18 protein-coding genes and 1 riboswitch are annotated in these 18,789 nt (G+C 44.1%); of the genes, 14 read left to right on the top strand and 4 right to left on the bottom strand.

Annotated elements, in window-relative coordinates; all coding sequences use genetic code 11:
- The first annotated feature begins 26 nt into the window (after positions 1-26).
- Complete coding sequence (locus AR335_RS07860) at positions 27-2,390, top strand: endonuclease MutS2 (RefSeq protein WP_062233966.1); 2,364 nt, start codon at positions 27-29, stop codon at positions 2,388-2,390.
- 13 nt (positions 2,391-2,403) lie between these two features.
- A complete protein-coding gene (locus tag AR335_RS07865) occupies positions 2,404-2,808 on the top strand; it encodes a DUF350 domain-containing protein (RefSeq protein WP_053357627.1) in 405 nt (134 codons plus the stop codon).
- A 345-nt stretch (positions 2,809-3,153) separates the two neighbouring features.
- On the opposite strand, the gene AR335_RS24675 is transcribed toward AR335_RS07865, so the two are convergent.
- Positions 3,154-3,321, bottom strand: a complete 168-nt coding sequence (locus tag AR335_RS24675) for a DUF6254 family protein (RefSeq protein ID WP_175501797.1) — start codon at positions 3,319-3,321, stop codon at positions 3,154-3,156.
- 189 nt (positions 3,322-3,510) lie between these two features.
- Between AR335_RS24675 and AR335_RS07875 the strand changes: the two genes are divergently transcribed.
- The 3 genes from AR335_RS07875 to AR335_RS07885 all read left to right on the top strand — a co-directional run bounded on the left by AR335_RS07875 (position 3,511) and on the right by AR335_RS07885 (position 6,750).
- The gene (locus tag AR335_RS07875) at positions 3,511-5,202 is read left to right on the top strand and encodes an AMP-binding protein (RefSeq protein ID WP_082683395.1); all 1,692 of its coding nucleotides are present in this window, start codon (positions 3,511-3,513) and stop codon (positions 5,200-5,202) included.
- A gap of 145 nt (positions 5,203-5,347) precedes the next feature.
- The gene (locus AR335_RS07880) at positions 5,348-5,956 is read left to right on the top strand and encodes a TetR/AcrR family transcriptional regulator (protein ID WP_053357629.1); all 609 of its coding nucleotides are present in this window, start codon (positions 5,348-5,350) and stop codon (positions 5,954-5,956) included.
- Between the two features lie 23 nt (positions 5,957-5,979).
- Entirely contained in the window at positions 5,980-6,750 is a 771-nt protein-coding gene (locus AR335_RS07885) for an enoyl-CoA hydratase (protein WP_062233977.1), read from the top strand.
- On the opposite strand, the gene AR335_RS23805 is transcribed toward AR335_RS07885, so the two are convergent.
- Complete coding sequence (locus AR335_RS23805) at positions 6,747-6,887, bottom strand: hypothetical protein (RefSeq protein WP_156418896.1); 141 nt, start codon at positions 6,885-6,887, stop codon at positions 6,747-6,749. The two genes, AR335_RS07885 and AR335_RS23805, sit on opposite strands and share 4 nt — an antisense overlap.
- A gap of 155 nt (positions 6,888-7,042) precedes the next feature.
- Between AR335_RS23805 and AR335_RS07890 the strand changes: the two genes are divergently transcribed.
- The 6 genes from AR335_RS07890 (at position 7,043) to AR335_RS07915 (ending at position 13,526) form a co-directional block, all read left to right on the top strand.
- Positions 7,043-7,813, top strand: a complete 771-nt coding sequence (locus AR335_RS07890) for an electron transfer flavoprotein subunit beta/FixA family protein (RefSeq protein ID WP_053357631.1) — start codon at positions 7,043-7,045, stop codon at positions 7,811-7,813.
- A 13-nt stretch (positions 7,814-7,826) separates the two neighbouring features.
- Positions 7,827-8,804 (top strand): electron transfer flavoprotein subunit alpha/FixB family protein, encoded by a 978-nt coding sequence (locus AR335_RS07895; protein WP_062233981.1) that lies wholly within the window; start codon positions 7,827-7,829, stop codon positions 8,802-8,804.
- A gap of 56 nt (positions 8,805-8,860) precedes the next feature.
- On the top strand, positions 8,861-9,484 hold the full coding sequence (locus AR335_RS07900) for a histidine phosphatase family protein (RefSeq protein WP_234293222.1): 624 nt from the start codon (positions 8,861-8,863) through the stop codon (positions 9,482-9,484).
- 119 nt (positions 9,485-9,603) lie between these two features.
- On the top strand, positions 9,604-9,915 hold the full coding sequence (gene trxA / locus AR335_RS07905) for a thioredoxin (protein ID WP_053357633.1): 312 nt from the start codon (positions 9,604-9,606) through the stop codon (positions 9,913-9,915).
- A 140-nt stretch (positions 9,916-10,055) separates the two neighbouring features.
- A complete protein-coding gene (uvrC, locus tag AR335_RS07910; RefSeq protein ID WP_082683396.1) occupies positions 10,056-11,834 on the top strand; it encodes an excinuclease ABC subunit UvrC in 1,779 nt (592 codons plus the stop codon).
- A gap of 73 nt (positions 11,835-11,907) precedes the next feature.
- Positions 11,908-12,096, top strand: a riboswitch (Lysine riboswitch).
- A 194-nt stretch (positions 12,097-12,290) separates the two neighbouring features.
- Positions 12,291-13,526, top strand: a complete 1,236-nt coding sequence (locus tag AR335_RS07915) for an aspartate kinase (RefSeq protein ID WP_062236953.1) — start codon at positions 12,291-12,293, stop codon at positions 13,524-13,526.
- A gap of 62 nt (positions 13,527-13,588) precedes the next feature.
- Here AR335_RS07915 and bioB read toward each other — a convergent pair whose 3' ends face one another.
- Positions 13,589-14,578, bottom strand: coding sequence for a biotin synthase BioB (gene bioB / locus AR335_RS07920; RefSeq protein ID WP_062233984.1), 990 nt, complete (start codon positions 14,576-14,578; stop codon positions 13,589-13,591).
- A 131-nt stretch (positions 14,579-14,709) separates the two neighbouring features.
- On the bottom strand, positions 14,710-15,195 hold the full coding sequence (locus AR335_RS07925; RefSeq protein ID WP_062233987.1) for a YslB family protein: 486 nt from the start codon (positions 15,193-15,195) through the stop codon (positions 14,710-14,712).
- 315 nt (positions 15,196-15,510) lie between these two features.
- Between AR335_RS07925 and AR335_RS07930 the strand changes: the two genes are divergently transcribed.
- The 3 genes from AR335_RS07930 to sdhB are packed head-to-tail and all read left to right on the top strand — an operon-like array spanning position 15,511 to position 18,660.
- Positions 15,511-16,119 (top strand): succinate dehydrogenase cytochrome b558 subunit, encoded by a 609-nt coding sequence (locus tag AR335_RS07930; RefSeq protein WP_062233990.1) that lies wholly within the window; start codon positions 15,511-15,513, stop codon positions 16,117-16,119.
- Positions 16,120-16,135: 16 nt separating this feature from the next.
- Positions 16,136-17,899 (top strand): succinate dehydrogenase flavoprotein subunit, encoded by a 1,764-nt coding sequence (gene sdhA, locus AR335_RS07935; protein ID WP_062233993.1) that lies wholly within the window; start codon positions 16,136-16,138, stop codon positions 17,897-17,899.
- A gap of 2 nt (positions 17,900-17,901) precedes the next feature.
- Positions 17,902-18,660, top strand: a complete 759-nt coding sequence (gene sdhB, locus AR335_RS07940; RefSeq protein WP_053357638.1) for a succinate dehydrogenase iron-sulfur subunit — start codon at positions 17,902-17,904, stop codon at positions 18,658-18,660.
- The last annotated feature ends 129 nt before the right edge of the window (positions 18,661-18,789 follow it).

Consider the following 18,789-nt stretch of genomic DNA (forward strand, 5'->3'; position numbering starts at 1 on the left):
ACGTCTCCTGGGAGGAGGAACTAATTTTGCAAGAACGAGTACTTCGAGTCTTAGAATATACAAAAATCATTGAGCAGTTAAAAAAACACGCAAGTTCAAGTCTGGGCAAACAAAAGGTTGAACAGCTTCAGCCTTCTGTAAATTTTGCCGAGATCAGCCATTGGCAGGACAGCACAGATGAAGGTGCAAAAGTCCTCCGGTTAAAAGGGCAGGCACCGCTTGGTGGAATACGAGATATCCGTGCAAGCCTGAAGAGGTCGCAGATTGGCGGGCTGCTGAATACGGATGAACTTCTCGATATTGCGACTACAATATATGGCGGAAGGCGCTTTAAGCGGTTTACAGAGGGAATGGCGGAGGATGGAATTGAACTGCCGATCCTTGACAGCCTTGTTGCGCAGATTGAACCGCTGATTGAACTGGAGCAAGAGATTAAAGCTTGCATAGACGACAACGGCCATGTTATGGACAGTGCCAGTCCGGCTTTGCGTACAATTAGAAGCCAGCTGCGCACGTTCGAGGCTAGAGTGCGTGAGAAATTGGAAAGTATGGTCCGTTCCTCGAGCTATCAAAAAATGCTATCCGATGCGATCATCACGATTCGAAATGACCGCTTCGTGCTGCCTGTTAAACAGGAATACCGCGGCAGCTTTGGTGGTATGGTGCATGACCAGTCCTCTTCAGGAGCCACACTCTTTATTGAGCCTCAAGCTGTCGTTGCGATCAATAATCAGCTGAAAGATGCGAAAGCTAAAGAAGCAAGAGAGATTGAAAAGATTTTAAAAGAACTTTCATTGCTGGTCGGGGAATCAGCTGAAGCCTTAGCCCATAATGTGAAGATTCTGGCAGAGATTGATTTTATTTTTGCAAAAGCGCAGTACAGCCGTGAACTGAAGGCGACGAAACCAATCATGAACGACAGAGAATACATCTCTCTCCGTAAAGCGAGGCATCCGCTCATCGATCAGGACGCTGTAGTACCAATCGATGTGGAGCTTGGCGGTGTTTTTCAATCATTGATCATTACCGGTCCCAATACAGGGGGTAAAACGGTTACTTTAAAAACGATCGGCCTGTTATCGTTAATGGCCCAATCCGGACTTCAGGTTCCTGCAGAAGAAGAGTCTGAGATGACGGTGTTTGAAGCCATTCATGCCGACATCGGTGATGAGCAATCGATTGAACAGTCATTAAGTACGTTCTCCTCTCATATGGTGAACATTGTCGATATCCTGAAAACAGTGAATTTTAAAAGCCTGGTTCTGTTTGATGAACTAGGAGCTGGAACTGATCCACAGGAAGGAGCGGCACTTGCTATCTCCATCCTTGATTATGTGTTTGAACGGGGAGCGAAAGTAATCGCAACCACCCACTACAGTGAGTTGAAAGCTTATGCTTATAACCGCAATGGCGTCATCAATGCGAGCGTTGAATTTAACGTGGAGACGCTGCGGCCGACCTACAAACTGCTGATCGGAGTTCCGGGCAGAAGCAACGCCTTTGAGATTTCCAGACGCCTCGGTTTGGAGCCCTCCATTATTGATGAAGCAAAATCGCAAATCAGTGATGAGGACAACAAGATTGATAACATGATCCGTTCGCTTGAGGATAACCAAAAGCGTGCAGAAGAAGAACGGGAGAATGCCATTAAAATCAGGCAGGAAGCCGAACAGCTAAAAGCTGAGCTGGAAGCAGAACTTCAGCATCTGGAGCGGGATCGTGACCGATTGCTTGAAGAAGCGGAGCGAAAAGCGGAAGAAGCAGTAGCGAATGCACGAAGGACCGCTGAAGAAGTCATTAAAGAACTTAAAGAATATCAGAAAGAAGCGGGCAATGTGAAGGAACACCGATTGATCGATGCCCGTAAAAAGCTGGAGGAAGCAACGCCTGCCCTTCGGTCGAAGAAGAAAAAGGCAGCAGCTTCCAAACCGAAATCTGCTTCGTTTAAACCAGGCGATGAAGTGAAAGTGCTGAGTTTCGGCCAAAAAGGCCATATTATCAATAAAGTCAGCAACAACGAATATCAGGTACAGATCGGTATTTTAAAAATGAACGTATCACTCAGCGACCTTGAATTGATCAAACAGACGAAAGAGAAAAAACCAGAGCCGAGATCGTTTGTAAAAGTGCAGGGAAGCGATGACTCGGTCCGTCCTGAACTTGATCTCCGCGGCAAGCGGTATGAGGATGCGATGCTAGAAGTGGATAAGTATTTGGATGAAGCGATGTTAGCCGGATATCCTCAAGTTTCTATTATTCATGGGAAAGGAACCGGTGCTCTGCGCTCCGGTGTTCAGCAGCTGCTCAAATCACATCCCAACGTTAAATCGACACGCATGGGAGCGGCAAATGAAGGTGGAAGCGGCATAACCGTTGCGCTATTAAAATAATTGGAGGTTAGAGATGGACGTATCCCACAATCCGTTTATCCAAACGGCGGCATATTACAGCGTAGTCGTACTGTTCCTCGTTATTTTTCTGGCAGTATTTGAAATGGTCACCCGGTATGAGAACTGGGTGGAGATTAAAAAAGGCAACCTGGCCGTAGCGATGGCAACCGGAGGGAAAATATTCGGCATCGCCAATATTTTTCGCTATTCCATCGCACAGAACGATTCACTTCCTCAGATGATGGCTTGGGGTCTGTTCGGATTTGTTCTGCTTCTTGCCGGTTATTTTATCTTTGAATTTTTAACCCCGAGATTTAACATTGATGAAGAGATCGAAAACGATAATCGCGCAGTGGGCCTGATCTCCATGGTCATATCCATTGGCCTGTCGTTCGTGATCGGTTCAGGGATTGAATAGGAGTGAAGCATCAGTGGATACGTTATGGAAAGTTTTATTCATTTGCAGCGGAATTTTTATTCTTTTCGGCATCGTTTATTTACTTTTCTTATCATAATGGAATGGAATTAATGAAAGCTGCATTTCTGCTGCTTTTTAGCAAAAAACCAGCCTCCAGGCTGGTTTTTTGTATGCTTTTTTAAAGTGACAGTGGAAATACCTGCGAAAATGAGGCATTTACCCGCCGTAATAAAGAAAATACTGTCCAAAATAAAAATTTACTCGCCAAACGAACATTTTACCCGCCAAAACATGATTATAGTAAATCGTGCGGGATCGAAGGAAAGCGAAACCTGCCGATGTTACTCAGTATTCGATTTCATCATAATCTGCTGGCTGTGCGGTCAGCTGATTGGTGTCTTTCATGCCGATTTCACTCGAGATTTCCTGCTGTGATTTGATTTTGCCATGTGGATTCTGTGTTTCTTTACCGGCTTTCAAAGCCCCATCTCTTCTCGCTTTTGAATGAGTCATACTGTTCCCTCCTTTGCTTTATTGTTTAGTATGCAGCGGGAAAAACTGCATCATCCCCGCAAAAAAGTGCCAAAAGCACTATAAAATTTTTAATTTTTAAAAAAATATATTAAATTGAATGCGTTTTCATTTATAATGAAGTATGAGAGAGTTTTTTTAAGAAAGGCGTGAATTAAGGAGGAGATAAAAGTGGAAAGAAGATGGCTTAACCATTATCCACCAGAAATCCCCAGTGAGGTTGAGTATAAAGAACAACCTTTATTCACGTATTTAGAAGAAGCAGCTATTAAAAACCCAGAAAAGGTTGCTCTTCATTTTTTAGGTAAAGAAATGTCGTATCAACAGCTTTACGAAAGTGCTGTCCGGTTTTCCAACGGACTGTCTGCACTCGGAATGGGCAAGGGCGACCGGGTGGCGATTATGCTGCCGAACTGTCCGCAGGCGGTTATTGCTTATTATGGCATCCTTCTCGCTGGAGGAATCGTGGTCCAGACCAATCCCCTTTATACGGAACGAGAGCTGAGCCATCAGCTGGAGGACAGCGGGGCAGCGGCTATCGTTTGTCTGGATCAGCTCTTTTCGAGGGTAGCTGCTGTAAAAGAATTGACACAGCTGAAGCATGTGATTGTGACGGGCATTAAAGATTATTTGCCATTTCCAAAAAATGTGCTCTATCCGTTTGTTCAGAAAAAACAAAAGCCATTTACGGTGGTTGATGTTCAGTATGGCGGAAGTGTCCACTCGTTTAAGGAACTGATCAGCAAAAGCGAAAACCGGCGAATCCCTGTTGACGTCCACCCAAAAGAGGATGTGGCATTGCTGCAGTATACAGGAGGAACGACTGGCCCTGCAAAAGGTGTGATGCTGACACATGCTAATTTGGTCGTCAATTCGAAACAATGCAGCATCTGGATTTATAAGCACCGGGTTGGAGAAGAAGTTGTGCTGGCTGCATTGCCTTTTTTCCATGTGTATGGCATGACGGTTGTGATGAATCAGGCGATCATGACACAGGCAAAACTGATCATCCTTCCTCGTTTTGATCCGAAACAAGTGCTGCAGACGATCCATAAACAGCGTCCAACATTGTTCCCTGGCGCACCGACCATGTATATTGCGTTGCTGAACCATCCTGATTTGATGAAGTATGACCTTTCTTCCATCCAGGCTTGCATCAGTGGTTCTGCACCGCTCCCGATGGAAGTTCAGCAGAAGTTCCAGGCGATCATCTCTGGAAGTCTTGTGGAAGGCTATGGCCTCACAGAAGCTTCACCTGTAACGCATGCCAATCTGATCTATGGAAAGCAGATTAAAGGAAGTATCGGTCTTCCGTGGCCGAATACGGAAGCGGCCATCTATTCCACCGAGCGCGGAGAGTTTGCGGAAATTGGGGAAGTTGGCGAGTTATTGGTGCGGGGGCCTCAGGTGATGAAAGGGTATTGGAATCAGCCGGAGGAAACAGCTGCTGTTTTTAAAAATGACTGGCTCATGACCGGTGATATGGGATATATGGATGAGAATGGATATTTTTATATCGTGGACCGAAAGAAAGATTTGATCATTGCAGGAGGATATAATATATATCCCCGCGAAATTGAAGAAGTTCTTTATGAGCATGAAGCGGTAAAGGAAGCCGTCGTTGTTGGAATCCCGGATCCGTACCGCGGTGAAACCGTAAAGGCTTTTGTCGTGTTGAAAGAGAACGCTGTTTGTACGGAGGATCAGCTTAACAAATATTGCAGAGAAAACCTTGCTGCCTTTAAGGTACCAAGGGTGTATGAATTTAGAAGCGAGCTTCCAAAAACGATGGTCGGAAAAATTTTAAGAAGAGTTTTATTGGAGGAAGAGAAAGCGAAAGAGCGGGAAACACAAGAGATATAGGGACCTTTTTTAAAAAGGTCCTTGTTTTTTTGTTAAAACAAAGGAATAATAGAATTGACAGAAAAAAACGACTTGTTTTACAATTAAATTATGAATGAACAATCATTCAGTTTACAGCAGCTCGTTTTGAAGTGAGGAGATTATCGTGAAACGTAAAGGCCCAAAGTACGACAAAATAATTGATGCCGCGGTTAGTGTTATTGCAGTTCATGGGTATCATCAGTCCCAAGTGTCTAAAATTGCAAAGCAGGCGTCTGTAGCAGATGGGACGATCTATCTCTATTTTAAAAATAAAGAGGATCTGCTTGTTTCTGTTTTTAATGAAAAAATGGGAACCTTTATCGAAAGAACGGGGAACGAGCTGAAAAGCAAAGGGTCGGCGATTGAAAAACTGTTAACCCTCATTGAAATGCATTTTTGCCTGTTGGATGCTGACCACCAGCTTTCTATCGTAACACAGCTGGAACTTCGGCAGACAAACAGGGCGTTAAGGGCAAAAATTGGGGAAGTGCTTAAACGATATTTATCACTGATCGACCTCATCCTGAAAGAAGGGATGGAGGAAAGGGCTTTTGACAAGAACATGGATACCCGGCTGGCACGACAGATGATTTTTGGAACCATTGATGAAACCGCCACAAACTGGGTTATGAATGATCATAGGTATGATTTGCCGTCACTTGCTCAGCCTGTACATCGAATGCTTGTTAATGGTTTAAGCAACAATGCAGGGGCTATCCCCGCGCAAGAATAGATTCAACTAAGGAGTGTGAGAGAATGGGATTTTTACAGGTTCAAAAAGAGAATAAAATAGCCACAATTCAACTGAATCGTCCTCCGGCGAACGCGTTGTCCACCCAGCTGATCCGCGAATTGTCCGCGGTCTTTGAAGAACTGGAGAATGACAGCGAAACAAAAGTCATCCTGATCAAAGGTGAAGGCCGGTTCTTTTCGGCTGGAGCAGATATTAAAGAATTTACAACGATTGAAAATGAAGCCGATTTTGCTGATTTGGGGGCTTTTGGACAGCAGCTCTTTGACCGAATGGAAAATTATCCAAAGCTGATTATCGCAGCTATTCACGGTGCAGCACTGGGCGGGGGACTTGAACTCGCGATGGCTTGCCATATCCGGCTCGTTTCCAGTGAAGCCAAGCTTGGCTTGCCGGAACTGCAGCTTGGATTGATTCCAGGTTTTGCTGGGACACAAAGACTTCCAAGATACGTAGGAACTGCTAAAGCGGCCGAAATGCTCGTTACTTCTGACCCGATTACCGGAGAGGAAGCAGTGAAATGGGGGTTAGCAACTGCCGCTTATCCTGATGCAGAGCTTTTTGAAAAGGCTTACAACCTGGCGTCGAAAGCGGCAGCGAAGAGTTCCTTGTCCATTCGCTACACCCTCGAGCTTTTGCAGTATGCGGCTCGTGGACAGTACAGCGAGGGGGCAAAGAAAGAATCCGAGTACTTCGGAAAAGTCTTCGTTTCTGAAGATGGACAAGAAGGAGTTCAAGCCTTTGTTGAAAAAAGGCAGCCAAATTTTAAAAACTAAGGCTCTTTTTTCATTGACAGTTGATTGGAGTGCAAGGTGCGAGACTCCTCGAAAATGAATTTCACATTTTCTTCGTGCGATATAACGCTGCCGAAGCCTTCCTTGTCCTGCGGGAGAAGCGGGACAGGTGAGACCACAGGCGCATACGCTGAGGAGGTAGGCGTTTGCGCGGGTAAGGCTCACCGCGCGCCCCCCGCGGAAAGCGAGCATCCTGAAACGGAAATCAACTATTCCTAAGAGCAACAAAGGTTAAGAAAACAGCCAAAACTAAAAAATAGTTGGAGGGATTAGCATGAATCTTTATGTAATCTTAAAACGTACATTTGATACCGAAGAAAAGATCAGCATTTCTAACGGACAGATTTCTCATGATAGTGCCGAGTATATCATTAATCCTTATGATGAATATGCGATTGAAGAAGCGATTACCCTTCGCGATGCTCATGGCGGTGAAGTGACGGTTGTAACCGTAGGAACCGAAGAGTCAGAAAAAGAACTTCGTACGGCGTTGGCTATGGGTGCAGACAAAGCAGTTTTAATTGATAACGAAGATCTTGAGAGCTCCGACCAATATACAACATCTGCAGTGCTGGCTGAGTTTTTCAAGGATAAAGAATATGATCTAATCCTTGGAGGAAACGTTGCGATTGATAATGGTTCCGGACAAGTCGGGCCGCGTTTGGCTGAACTATTGGGAATCCCGCAAGTCACAACCATTACGAAAATTGAAATCAATGGAACGGACGTAGCGATTGAGCGTGATGTGGAAGGAGACGTTGAGAAAATTGAAACGAAGCTTCCTTTGCTCGTCACAGCTCAGCAAGGTTTGAACGAACCTCGCTATCCATCGTTGCCAGGGATCATGAAAGCAAAGAAAAAGCCTCTTGAAACACTCGAAATCGATGATCTAGATATCGATGAAGAAGATGTTGAAGCAAAAACAAAGACCGTTGAAGTATTCTTGCCGCCTAAAAAAGAAGCTGGAAAAATTTTAAGCGGAGAAGTCAACGACCAAGTGAAAGAATTAGTTTCATTACTACGCTCAGAAGCAAAAGTGATATAAGGAGGAATGCTACATGTCTAAAAAAGTTCTTGTACTTGCGGAAGTCCGTGACGGTGAATTAAGAAATGTATCCTACGAGGCCATTGGTGCCGCTAAGGAAATTTCCTCTGGCGGTGAAGTGGTTGCCGTGCTTTGCGGCGAAGGTTTAAATGAAGCGGGAAAATCTTTAGTCCATTATGGAGCAGACCGAGTCATTCTTGCTGAGCACAGCCTGCTATCAACGTATTCTACAGACGGATACGTTCAGGCATTGCTTCAAGTCATCGGCCAGGAGAAGCCTGACGGATTGGTATTAGGCCACACAGCCCTTGGTAAGGATCTTTCACCAAGACTTGCTGCACGCCTTCAATCGGGTTTAATTTCAGACGTAACCTCTCTTGAACAAGCAGGAGACAATGTTGTTTTTACTCGTCCAATATACTCCGGGAAAGCGTTCGAGAAAAAAGTAATTACGGACGGTCTTGTATTTGTAACCATCCGTCCGAACAATATTGCTCCGCTTGAAAAAGACGAAAGCCGTTCTGGAGATGTGTCTTCTCTAGCGGTTGATGTGAAGGATCTGCGCACCATTGTTAAAGATGTTGTCCGCAAAGCTTCTACAGGCGTTGATTTATCTGAAGCAAAAATTGTCGTTGCCGGAGGGCGCGGTGTGAAATCCGAGGATGGATTCAAACCGCTTCAAGAATTGGCTGATGTGCTTGGGGCTGCAGTCGGTGCATCCCGCGGTGCGTGTGATGCCGATTATTGTGACTACTCTCTTCAAATCGGACAAACAGGAAAAGTTGTTACACCTGACCTTTACATTGCCTGCGGAATTTCCGGAGCGATCCAGCATTTAGCGGGTATGTCCAATTCCAAAGTTATTGTTGCGATCAACAAAGATCCGGAAGCAAGCATCTTTTCTGTTGCAGACTACGGCATCGTAGGAGATCTGTTCGAAGTTGTCCCGTTGCTTACGGAAGAATTTAAGAATGTTTTAGTTAAATCATAAAAGATTTGGCTGGGCTGGCTGACAAAGCCGGCCTCTTTTTATACAATGAGTCCATCATGAATGATGAAATATACGAAAGAAATGAGTGGACGCTGGTGACAACAATTGCTTTTGTAAGGCATGGCGTAACCGATTGGAACGCTGAGAGAAGAATTCAGGGCATCATGGATATTCCATTAAATGTAGAAGGGCGTGCACAGGCTGCGGCATTAGCCAAAAGGTTCGGGAAAGAACATTGGGATATGGTCTTTACTAGCCAGCTGGCACGTGCCCGTGAAACAGGCTCAATCATCGGAGAGGTACTCGGGTTTCCGATTCATACCGACAAGCGAATCCAGGAGGTTAACTTTGGCAGGCTGGAAGGTACGGATGAGCAGGCCCGTATAAAACGGTGGGGAGCTGACTGGAGTACCCTGGAACATGGAAAAGAGAAAAAAGAACAGGTATTAAAAAGAGGAAACGAATTTCTTGAAGAGCTGACACAGCATCAACAGGGCAAAAAAATCATCGTGGTCAGCCACGGCGCTTTCATCGGCACCATGCTAAAAGGCCTGCTGGCAAGCGATGAGTATGATGTTTCACTCGTTAATACGTCAGTGAGTATATTACATCATGTGGAGCGGCAGTGGGCATGTTCCCTCTTTAATTGTGATGTGCATTTGAAGCAGCCACACGGTTAATTATTTGGTTTGATTAAAGTGCAAGTTGGGAACGATAAATCTTGAGCAAACAAATAGATGTAAATTAGGTTTGATGATATACTCTTTTTACACGATGAAACTAAGGAGGCAATTTTAATATGGCAATCGTAAATGCAACTGATCAAACGTTCAGTCAAGAAACTAGTGAAGGTCTAGTACTTGCTGATTTTTGGGCACCTTGGTGCGGACCTTGTAAAATGATCGCGCCGGTTCTAGAAGAACTAGCAAGCGAAAATGAAGACTTAAAAGTAGTTAAACTTGACGTAGATGAAAACCAAGAAGTAGCCGGAAAATACGGAGTAATGAGCATCCCTACATTGATCGTTTTCAAAGACGGCGAAGTTGTTGACCAAGTCGTAGGTTTTCAGCCGAAAGAAGCGCTTGGCGAGCTTTTAAACAAACACAAATAATAACGAACATAATTAAGGCTGGCCTCTAATGGCTGGCCTTTTTTTGTATTAAAGTTTGGTACTGGATTTTCGTATTTTAACTGCCAAAAATAAGGATATCATGCTATGATGTTACATAGAAAAAGGAGGGGAGAGACAACGTGGACACCATTAGAGAGAAGCTGGCTGTACTTCCGGATCAGCCCGGATGTTACTTAATGAAAGACCAATTCGGAAAAGTCATCTATGTGGGGAAAGCAAAAGTATTAAAAAACCGTGTAAGATCTTATTTTACCGGTTCACACGACGGGAAAACACAGCGTTTAGTCGCAAATATTTCCGATTTTGAATACATCATCACCTCCTCAGAGCTAGAAGCTCTCCTTCTTGAAATGAACCTGATCAAAAAACATGACCCTAAATTTAATGTCATGCTGAAAGATGATAAAACGTATCCGTATTTAAAGATTACTGCTGAACAGCAGCCCCGGCTCTTGTACACCAGAAAGATTAGAAAAGACAAGGGCAAATACTTTGGTCCGTTCGTTAATGCCTTTGCCGCACAAGAAACGAAAAAACTGCTGGACCGGCTGTATCCGTTGCGCAAATGTGATCATATGCCTAACAAAGTTTGCCTATATTACCATATCGGCCAATGCCTCGGCCCATGTGTTTATGATATTACCGAAGAACAAAACAAGAAGATGGTCGATGAAATCGTTAAGTTTCTGAACGGAGGCTTTCCTGAAGTGAAGGAGGAATTGACCGAGAAAATGCTGGCCGCTTCGGAAGACCTTAATTTTGAACGGGCGAAAGAACTGAGGGATCAGATCCAGCATATTGATGCGGTCATGCAGAAACAGAAAATGATGACCGCTGACATGGTGGATAAAGACGTTTTTGGTTTTCATTACGATAAAGGCTGGATGTGCGTCCAAGTCTTCTTTATCCGCCAAGGAAAGCTTATTGAACGTGATGTTTCCCTCTTTCCTTTCTATGGAGATGCCATCGAAGACTTTTTATCGTTTATTGGACAATTTTATCTTCAAAAAAATCATATTCTCCCGCGGGAACTTTTGCTGCCTCCTGAGGCGGACGGCGAATTGGTCAAGGATCTTCTCGGCGTGAAAGTGATACAGCCGAAACGCGGGCAAAAGAAAGAGTTTGTTGAACTTGCAACGAAGAATGCACAGCTCGCTCTGTACGAAAAATTTGCACTGATCGAGCGTGATGAGGAACGTACGGTAAAAGCGGTTGAAAATCTGGGGCTGCAATTAAACATTCCAGCTCCATACCGGATTGAAGCATTTGATAATTCCAACATTCATGGGACAAATCCAGTATCTGCGATGATTGTATTTGAAGACGGTAAACCGAACAAAAAAGAATACCGGAAATATAAAATTAAAACGGTGACAGGCCCTGATGACTACGCCTCCATGAAAGAAGTAGTCCGCAGGCGTTACTCCCGCATCTTAAAAGAGAATGGGCAGCTGCCGGATTTGATTATTATTGATGGAGGGAAAGGACAGATCGCTGCTGCGCAGGATGTTCTTGAAAACGAGCTGAACCTTGATATCCCGGTCGGAGGACTTGCTAAGGATGATAAGCACCGTACATCCCAGCTCTTGATGGGAAATCCACCTGAAATTATACCGCTGCTCAGAAACAGCCAGGAATTTTATCTGCTGCAGCGTATACAGGATGAAGTCCACAGGTTTGCGATCTCATTTCATCGTCAAGTGCGTGCGAAAGGCATGTTTCAATCAAGTCTCGATAACATTCCTGGAGTCGGTGAAAAAAGGAAAAAACTTTTGCTGAAAAAATTCGGTTCCATCAAGAAAATGAGAGAAGCCACTCTTGAGGATTTTCATGCGGCAGGCATTCCATTAAGTGTTGCAGAAGAAATTATTCAGGCACTTCAAAATGAACCTTTATAAAGGTATTGATTTTTCAGAAGTCCTTTGCTAAACTTAAAACAAATTTTAATAGAGCGCCATACTTCAGTTTTGAAGTGATGGTAGAGGAGCAAAAACCAATAGTAAGCTATCTGAAGAGAAGGAGCTCTAATGATGGTAGCTGAAAGGGGATTTTTGCCGAAGCTTTAAGAAACTCCTGTTTCTTACGGCTGGACCTGCATTGAATAAATGCAGAGCTGTCACACATTCTTGCCCGGAGGGTGTGTGGAGGACTATCTCACAAGAGGGGAAAACAAGCTGGCTTACTGTTGCATATACCAAGCAGCAATAAGGTATTTTCCTTATTGCTGCTTTTTTGTATTTATTTTTGCATTTCAGTTTGTTGCGTAGTGGAAGCCGAGACAGGCTGGCCATATCTGGGTGCCTTTTGCAGGAAGGCAATAAATTCGATTTCATTGATGAGAAAGGATGGACATTGTGGCTTTAATCATTCAAAAATTCGGAGGTACAAGTGTCGGCACACCGGATAAAATCAGAAACGCGGCAAGTCGGATCATTCAAGCGGCAAACGAGGGGAATCAAGTAGTAACGGTTGTCTCAGCAATGGGAAAAACAACGGATGATCTTGTGCGGCTGGCAGGTGAAATAACAGCAAGGCCTTCCAAACGTGAAATGGATATGCTTTTGACGACAGGAGAACAGATCACGATTTCACTGCTTGCGATGGCCCTTCAGGATGCCGGGTACGAAGCCGAGTCTCTGACTGGCTGGCAGGCTGGAGTTGAAACAGAAGATGTTCATGGCAACGCGCGCATCTTAAATATCGATACAAAAAGAATCCAGCAAATGCTTGCAGACGGGAAGATTGCAGTAGTTGCCGGTTTTCAAGGATTAACCTCATCGGATAATATTGCAACACTGGGACGGGGAGGATCAGATACGACGGCCGTTGCTCTGGCAGCTGCTCTTCGTGCCGATAAATGCGAAATCTACACAGACGTTACTGGTGTATTTACAACAGACCCGCGGGTGGTGAAACATGCCAGAAAGCTGCCTTCCATCTCCTATGATGAAATGCTTGAAATGGCGAATCTCGGAGCGGGTGTGCTGCATCCGAGAGCCGTAGAATTCGCAAAGAATTTCGGAGTAAGACTTGAAGTTCGTTCGAGCACAGAGAAAGAAAACGGAACACTAGTGGAGGAGGAAGCAACAATGGAGAATAATTTAGTAGTGAGAGGATTGGCTTTTGAAGGAAACGTAACAAAAATTACGATTGAAGACCTGCCGAATGGCTTAAACACACTGTCTTCTGTTTTTTCTTTGTTGGCAGAGAACGGTGTTAATGTAGATATTATTATTCAGAGTGTAAACAAGCAGGAAAGAACAAACATATCGTTCTCCATTGAAACAGCGATCTTAGATGAAACAATTGAGCTTCTAGAAAGATATAAGAGTTCGCTTCAGTTTGGTTCCATCCAGCATGAAGATGGATTGGCTAAAGTATCTATTGTTGGTTCAGGAATGATTTCTAATCCAGGAGTAGCTGCACAGATGTTTAAGGCTCTTTCTGAGCAGGATATTATGATTAAAATGGTCAGCACATCAGAGATTAAAGTTTCTACGGTCGTTGATCAGCAGGATATGATCAAAGCGATTGAAACGCTGCACGACGTCTTTGAACTGGACGCAAGGCAGCCGGTTCAGCAGTTATAATAAGAAAAATCCGGGCGAAGCTGCCCGGATTTTTTTGTAAATGGAAAAAATTCGCTGCAGGATTAAACCTGTACAGGTTCGTTTAAGAAGTCGATCTCAAATCCGAGGTCCTCAAGGATTTGGTGGTCAGCATTTGTTTCCTGTCCGTCGGTGGTCAGATAGTCGCCCACGAAAATAGAATTTGCAGCATAAAGGCCCAGCGGCTGAAGGCTGCGGAGATTTACCTCTCTGCCGCCTGAGATCCGAATCTCTTTCGTTGGATTAATATAACGGAACAAGGCGAGCACTTTTAAACAATAACGGGGGTTCAGCTCGTCAAGATGCTCGAGAGGAGTACCTGGTATAGCATGCAAAAAATTAACAGGGATAGAATCTGCATTGATCTCTCTTAGCGCTTCAGCCATCTTAATGATGTCGTGCCGGCTTTCGCCCATTCCTACGATAACGCCTGAACATGGGGAGATTCCTGCTGTTTTTACTTTTTCCAGAGTAGCCACTCTGTCTTCGTATGTATGAGAGTTTGTTATCTGGCTGTGGTGGTCTGAGGATGTGTTGATATTATGGTTATATCTTTCGACGCCCGCCTCTTTAAGGGACTGTGCCTGCTTATCATTTAAAATGCCGAGGCATGCGCATATTTTCATATTATAATTGGATTTAATCTCTTTTACAGCTTCAATGACGGTGTTCAAGTCCCGATTCAGAGGTCCTCTTCCGCTTGCGACGATACAATAGGTTCTCACGTTTTGTTTATATGCCCTTTCCGCACCTTCAACAATCGTGTCTTTATCCATCATCGCATATTTTTCGATCGGCGCTGTGGAAACTGAAGACTGTGAACAATATCCGCAATCCTCAGGGCACAGGCCTGACTTTGTATTAATGATCTTATTCAGTTTCACCTTTTTTCCGAAATAATGCTTCCTGATCATAAACGCACCTTGCAGCAGGCTAAGCAGCTCGTCATCGTCTGATTCCAATATGGATAAGGCTTCTGTCTCGTTCAGTTCTTTACCTTCGATCACTTCTTTTCCAAGTTCCATCCAATTCATAGGTGATGCCTCCTTAATGTTAACTGATTTTATGTATAGGTTAACATTATGCCAGCTGTTTTGTATTGTCAACGCAAAAAAAACCGGCATATGCCGGTTTTTTGAGAGAAAAGAGTATTCTCTTTCTATTTTCAGGCTCCTTGTGAGCCTGCGGTTTCGTCTTTACGGTCCCATTGGACGGTAAATTGGATTTTGTTCTTTCGTTTCAAAGTTTCATAGGTTTCTGTAACACATTTTCTTTGATTTTGGATTTGTTCTGCGATAAATCCAGCCTCGAGACCGAATGTAGGATTATCCTGCAAATCGAATCGTTTGTTGATAAGAGAGGAAGACAGTTCGAGTACCATCTCGTTCTTATTCATTTCAGCGATGATCAGATTGCCCCAGCCGGCTTCCGAGAAAAAATGAACAATTTCTTCAGTGGAACCCAATGGGAATTTCCTTGCCAGGTTTCTTCCTGCCCAATATAGGATGTTCCGTTCTTCTTTTCCCAGCAGATCCGGGATCAGAATGTTTTTCAGCAGCTCATATGCGAATACAGAAACTCCTGCAGCAGGCTTACTGTCCTTCTCGGTTGTTTCTTCTTCGTTGTGTTGGATGTCCTCATGTTGTTCCATTTAGATCTCCCCGCTTTCTACTTGTTCCATTATAGCTTGAATAAAATAATATCTCTATAAAAAGTCACACATTTGTCGAAATTTAAGTGAGGGTCTGCCTTGAAAAAAGTTAGGAAAATCAACAGATTTTTGAACTTTTTATGTTACCGGTTTCTTGACGGTGTCAAACGATGGGAGTAAAATGAAACATGTTATTAGTTAACGCTTTAATGTTCATCTTATTTACTGCAAGCGGAGAGGAAACGCTTAAACGGAATGGATAGAAACCAATGGTTTCAGAAAAAGACAGAGGGAACTTAGAAAGGGGCAAATTGTATGGCAGGCAGTCGCAATTTTAACACGAGAAGACTACATTCTTTACTGGGCGTAATCCCGGTTGGCTTATTCCTGCTCCAGCATCTTGTTGTGAACAACTTTGCAACAAGAGGGGCAGAATCATTTAATAATGCAGCGAATTTTATGGGACATTTACCTTTCCGTTATGTTCTGGAAGCGGTTATAATTTTTATTCCTCTTTATTTCCATGCGATTTACGGACTTTATATTACCTTCACGGCTAAAAACAACGCAAGCCGTTTTGGATATTTCCGTAACTGGATGTTCCTCTTACAGCGTGTAACTGGCGTAATTACGCTAATTTTTGTTTCCTGGCATGTTTGGGAAACTCGTATTGCAGCAGCATTTGGAGCAGAAGTTAACTTTTCGATGATGTCAGACATCTTAAGCTCACCATTTATGGTGGCCTTTTATTTGGTTGGGGTATTATCCGCAGTCTTTCATTTTGCGAACGGATTATGGTCATTTTTTGTCAGCTGGGGTCTTACGGTTTCGCCTCGATCACAGAGAGTTTCAACTTACGTAACGATGGCAGTTTTCCTAGCACTTGCATTCGTTAGCGTTCGAACTATTTTTGCATTCATTTAAGAAGGGGTGAACCATCTTGAGTAAAGGAAATATTATTATCGTCGGTGGAGGTCTTGCAGGGCTAATGGCTACCATTAAAGCAGCAGAAGCCGGCATGAACGTTGACTTGTTTTCACTAGTTCCTGTTAAGCGCTCTCACTCTGTTTGTGCGCAGGGCGGAATTAACGGTGCTGTAAATACAAAAGGAGAAGGCGACTCTCCTTATGTGCATTTTGACGATTCCATTTATGGAGGAGACTTCCTTGCGAACCAGAGTCCGGTTAAAGCGATGTGTGAAGCGGCTCCAGGAATCATCCACCTTATGGACCGTATGGGAGTTATGTTCAACCGTACTCCAGAAGGATTGCTGGACTTCCGCCGTTTCGGGGGCACACAGCATCACCGCACCGCATTTGCCGGTGCAACTACAGGACAGCAGCTTTTGTATGCGCTGGATGAGCAAGTAAGACGCCATGAAGTTGCAGGTCTTGTTACAAAGTATGAAAACTGGGAATTCCTATCTGCTATCGTGGATGATGAAGGTGTTTGCCGAGGAATCACAGCTCAAAACTTAAAATCTATGGAAATCCACAGCTTTGCAGCGGATGCTGTTATTATGGCTACTGGAGGACCTGGAATCATTTTCGGTAAATCTACGAACTCTGTCATCAATACCGGGGCAGCAGCAGCATCTCTTTATCAGCAAGGTGTTGATTACGCAAACGGCGAGTTTATTCAAATTCATCCGACAGCGATTCCTGGAGATGACAAACTTCGTTTAATGAGTGAATCCGCACGTGGAGAAGGCGGCCGTGTATGGACGTATAAAGACGGTAAACCTTGGTACTTCCTTGAAGAAAAATATCCAGCTTACGGTAACCTTGTGCCTCGTGATATCGCAACACGTGAGATTTTCCATGTGTGTGTTGACGAAAAACTTGGAATCAACGGCGAAAACATGGTTTATCTTGACCTTTCACATAAAGATCCGAAAGAGCTTGATATCAAGCTTGGCGGAATTATAGAAATCTATGAAAAGTTCATGGGTGATGACCCTCGAAAAGTTCCGATGAAAATCTTCCCTGCAGTCCACTATTCAATGGGCGGCATGTGGGTTGACTTTAATCAGATGACCAACATTCCTGGTCTTTTTGCTGCGGGTGAATGTGAGTACCAATATCATGGTGCAAACCGTTTGGGTGCGAATTCCCTTCTATCTGCAATCTTCGGCGGAATGCAAGCTGGCCCTGCAGCAGCGGCATATGTCAGCGGACTTGAGAAGTCTTCTGATGATGTTGCATCCACTGTATTTGAACATCAGGTTCGCAAAGAACAAGAAAAATACGACAATATCATGAGCATGGACGGAAACGAAAATGCTTACGTCCTTCATAAAGAGCTCGGTGAGTGGATGACGGATAATGTAACGGTTGTCCGTTATAACAACAAGTTAAAACAAACGGATGATAAGATCCTTGAGCTTATGGAGCGATACAAGAAGATCAACATTAACGATACGTCGAAATGGAGTAACCAAGGGGCTTCCTTTACCCGCCAGCTATGGCACATGCTTCAGCTGGGACGCGTTATCACACTTGGTGCTCTAAACCGTGACGAAAGCCGTGGAGCGCACTACAAACCAGACTTCCCGGACCGTAATGATGATGAGTGGCTAAAAACAACGAAAGCAACATTTAATGCTGCGACGAATGGTCCTGATTTCTCTTATGAAGAAGTCGACATTCAATATATCAAGCCGCGTAAACGTGATTATTCTAAAAAGAAAGCTGAGGCGAAATAAGGATGAGCGCAAAAACAATTAAGTTTATCATCACAAGACAAAACAGTCCTGAATCCGCCCCATACCAAGAAGAATTCGAGCTTTCATACCGCCCGAACATGAACGTCATTTCCGCATTGATGGAGATCCGCCGTAATCCTGTGAACGCAAAAGGGGAAGCAACGACTCCGATCACATGGGAAATGAACTGCCTTGAGGAAGTATGCGGAGCCTGTTCTATGGTTATTAACGGGAAACCGCGTCAATCATGTACAGCTCTTGTTGATAAGCTTGAGCAGCCGATCCGCTTGGAACCAATGAAAACTTTCCCGGTAGTCCGTGACTTGGCTGTTGACAGAAGCCGCATGTTTGATGCTTTGAAAAGAGTTAAAGCGTGGATTCCGATTGACGGTACTTATGATTTAGGTCCAGGACCTCGTATGCCTGAAACCAAGCGTCAATGGGCATATGAACTTTCTAAATGTATGACATGCGGTGTTTGTCTTGAAGCATGTCCGAACGTTAACAGCAAATCTGATTTTATTGGCCCAGCGCCTTTATCTCAGGTTCGTCTCTTCAATGCGCATCCAACTGGAGCAATGAATAAAGAAGAGCGTTTAAATGCATTGATGACTGACGGCGGGCTAGCGTCTTGCGGTAACTCGCAAAACTGCGTACAATCATGCCCGAAAGGAATTCCTTTGACAACATCGATTGCTGCTCTAAACAGGGATACAACATTCCAAGCATTCAAGAACTTTTTCGGAAGCGACAGAGTTTAATAAAAATCAGGCCTCTTCAACTCAGAAGAGGCCTTTTTTTATTTCTCAGGCAAAAGCGGACAGGTTTTGGGGCATCCATCCAGCAATTGAATAAAAATGGGCTTCATTTTTTGAAAGAAGGGGACAAAA

This window comes from Fictibacillus sp. FJAT-27399 (assembly GCF_001510655.1).
GTDB lineage: Bacteria > Bacillota > Bacilli > Bacillales > Fictibacillaceae > Fictibacillus_C > Fictibacillus_C marinisediminis.

Excerpts from the sequence above, each read along its gene's own strand:
- AR335_RS07925 (WP_062233987.1), bottom strand. The coding sequence starts at position 15,195 with ATGGAACAACATGAGGACATCCAACACAACGAAGAAGAAACAACCGAG.
- AR335_RS07900 (WP_234293222.1), top strand. The coding sequence starts at position 8,861 with ATGAATGATGAAATATACGAAAGAAATGAGTGGACGCTGGTGACAACA.
- AR335_RS07865 (WP_053357627.1), top strand. The coding sequence starts at position 2,404 with ATGGACGTATCCCACAATCCGTTTATCCAAACGGCGGCATATTACAGC.
- bioB (WP_062233984.1), bottom strand. The coding sequence starts at position 14,578 with ATGAATTGGATGGAACTTGGAAAAGAAGTGATCGAAGGTAAAGAACTG.
- trxA (WP_053357633.1), top strand. The coding sequence starts at position 9,604 with ATGGCAATCGTAAATGCAACTGATCAAACGTTCAGTCAAGAAACTAGT.
- sdhB (WP_053357638.1), top strand. The coding sequence starts at position 17,902 with ATGAGCGCAAAAACAATTAAGTTTATCATCACAAGACAAAACAGTCCT.
- AR335_RS07885 (WP_062233977.1), top strand. The coding sequence starts at position 5,980 with ATGGGATTTTTACAGGTTCAAAAAGAGAATAAAATAGCCACAATTCAA.
- AR335_RS24675 (WP_175501797.1), bottom strand. The coding sequence starts at position 3,321 with ATGACTCATTCAAAAGCGAGAAGAGATGGGGCTTTGAAAGCCGGTAAA.
- AR335_RS07930 (WP_062233990.1), top strand. The coding sequence starts at position 15,511 with ATGGCAGGCAGTCGCAATTTTAACACGAGAAGACTACATTCTTTACTG.
- AR335_RS07895 (WP_062233981.1), top strand. The coding sequence starts at position 7,827 with ATGTCTAAAAAAGTTCTTGTACTTGCGGAAGTCCGTGACGGTGAATTA.
- AR335_RS07890 (WP_053357631.1), top strand. The coding sequence starts at position 7,043 with ATGAATCTTTATGTAATCTTAAAACGTACATTTGATACCGAAGAAAAG.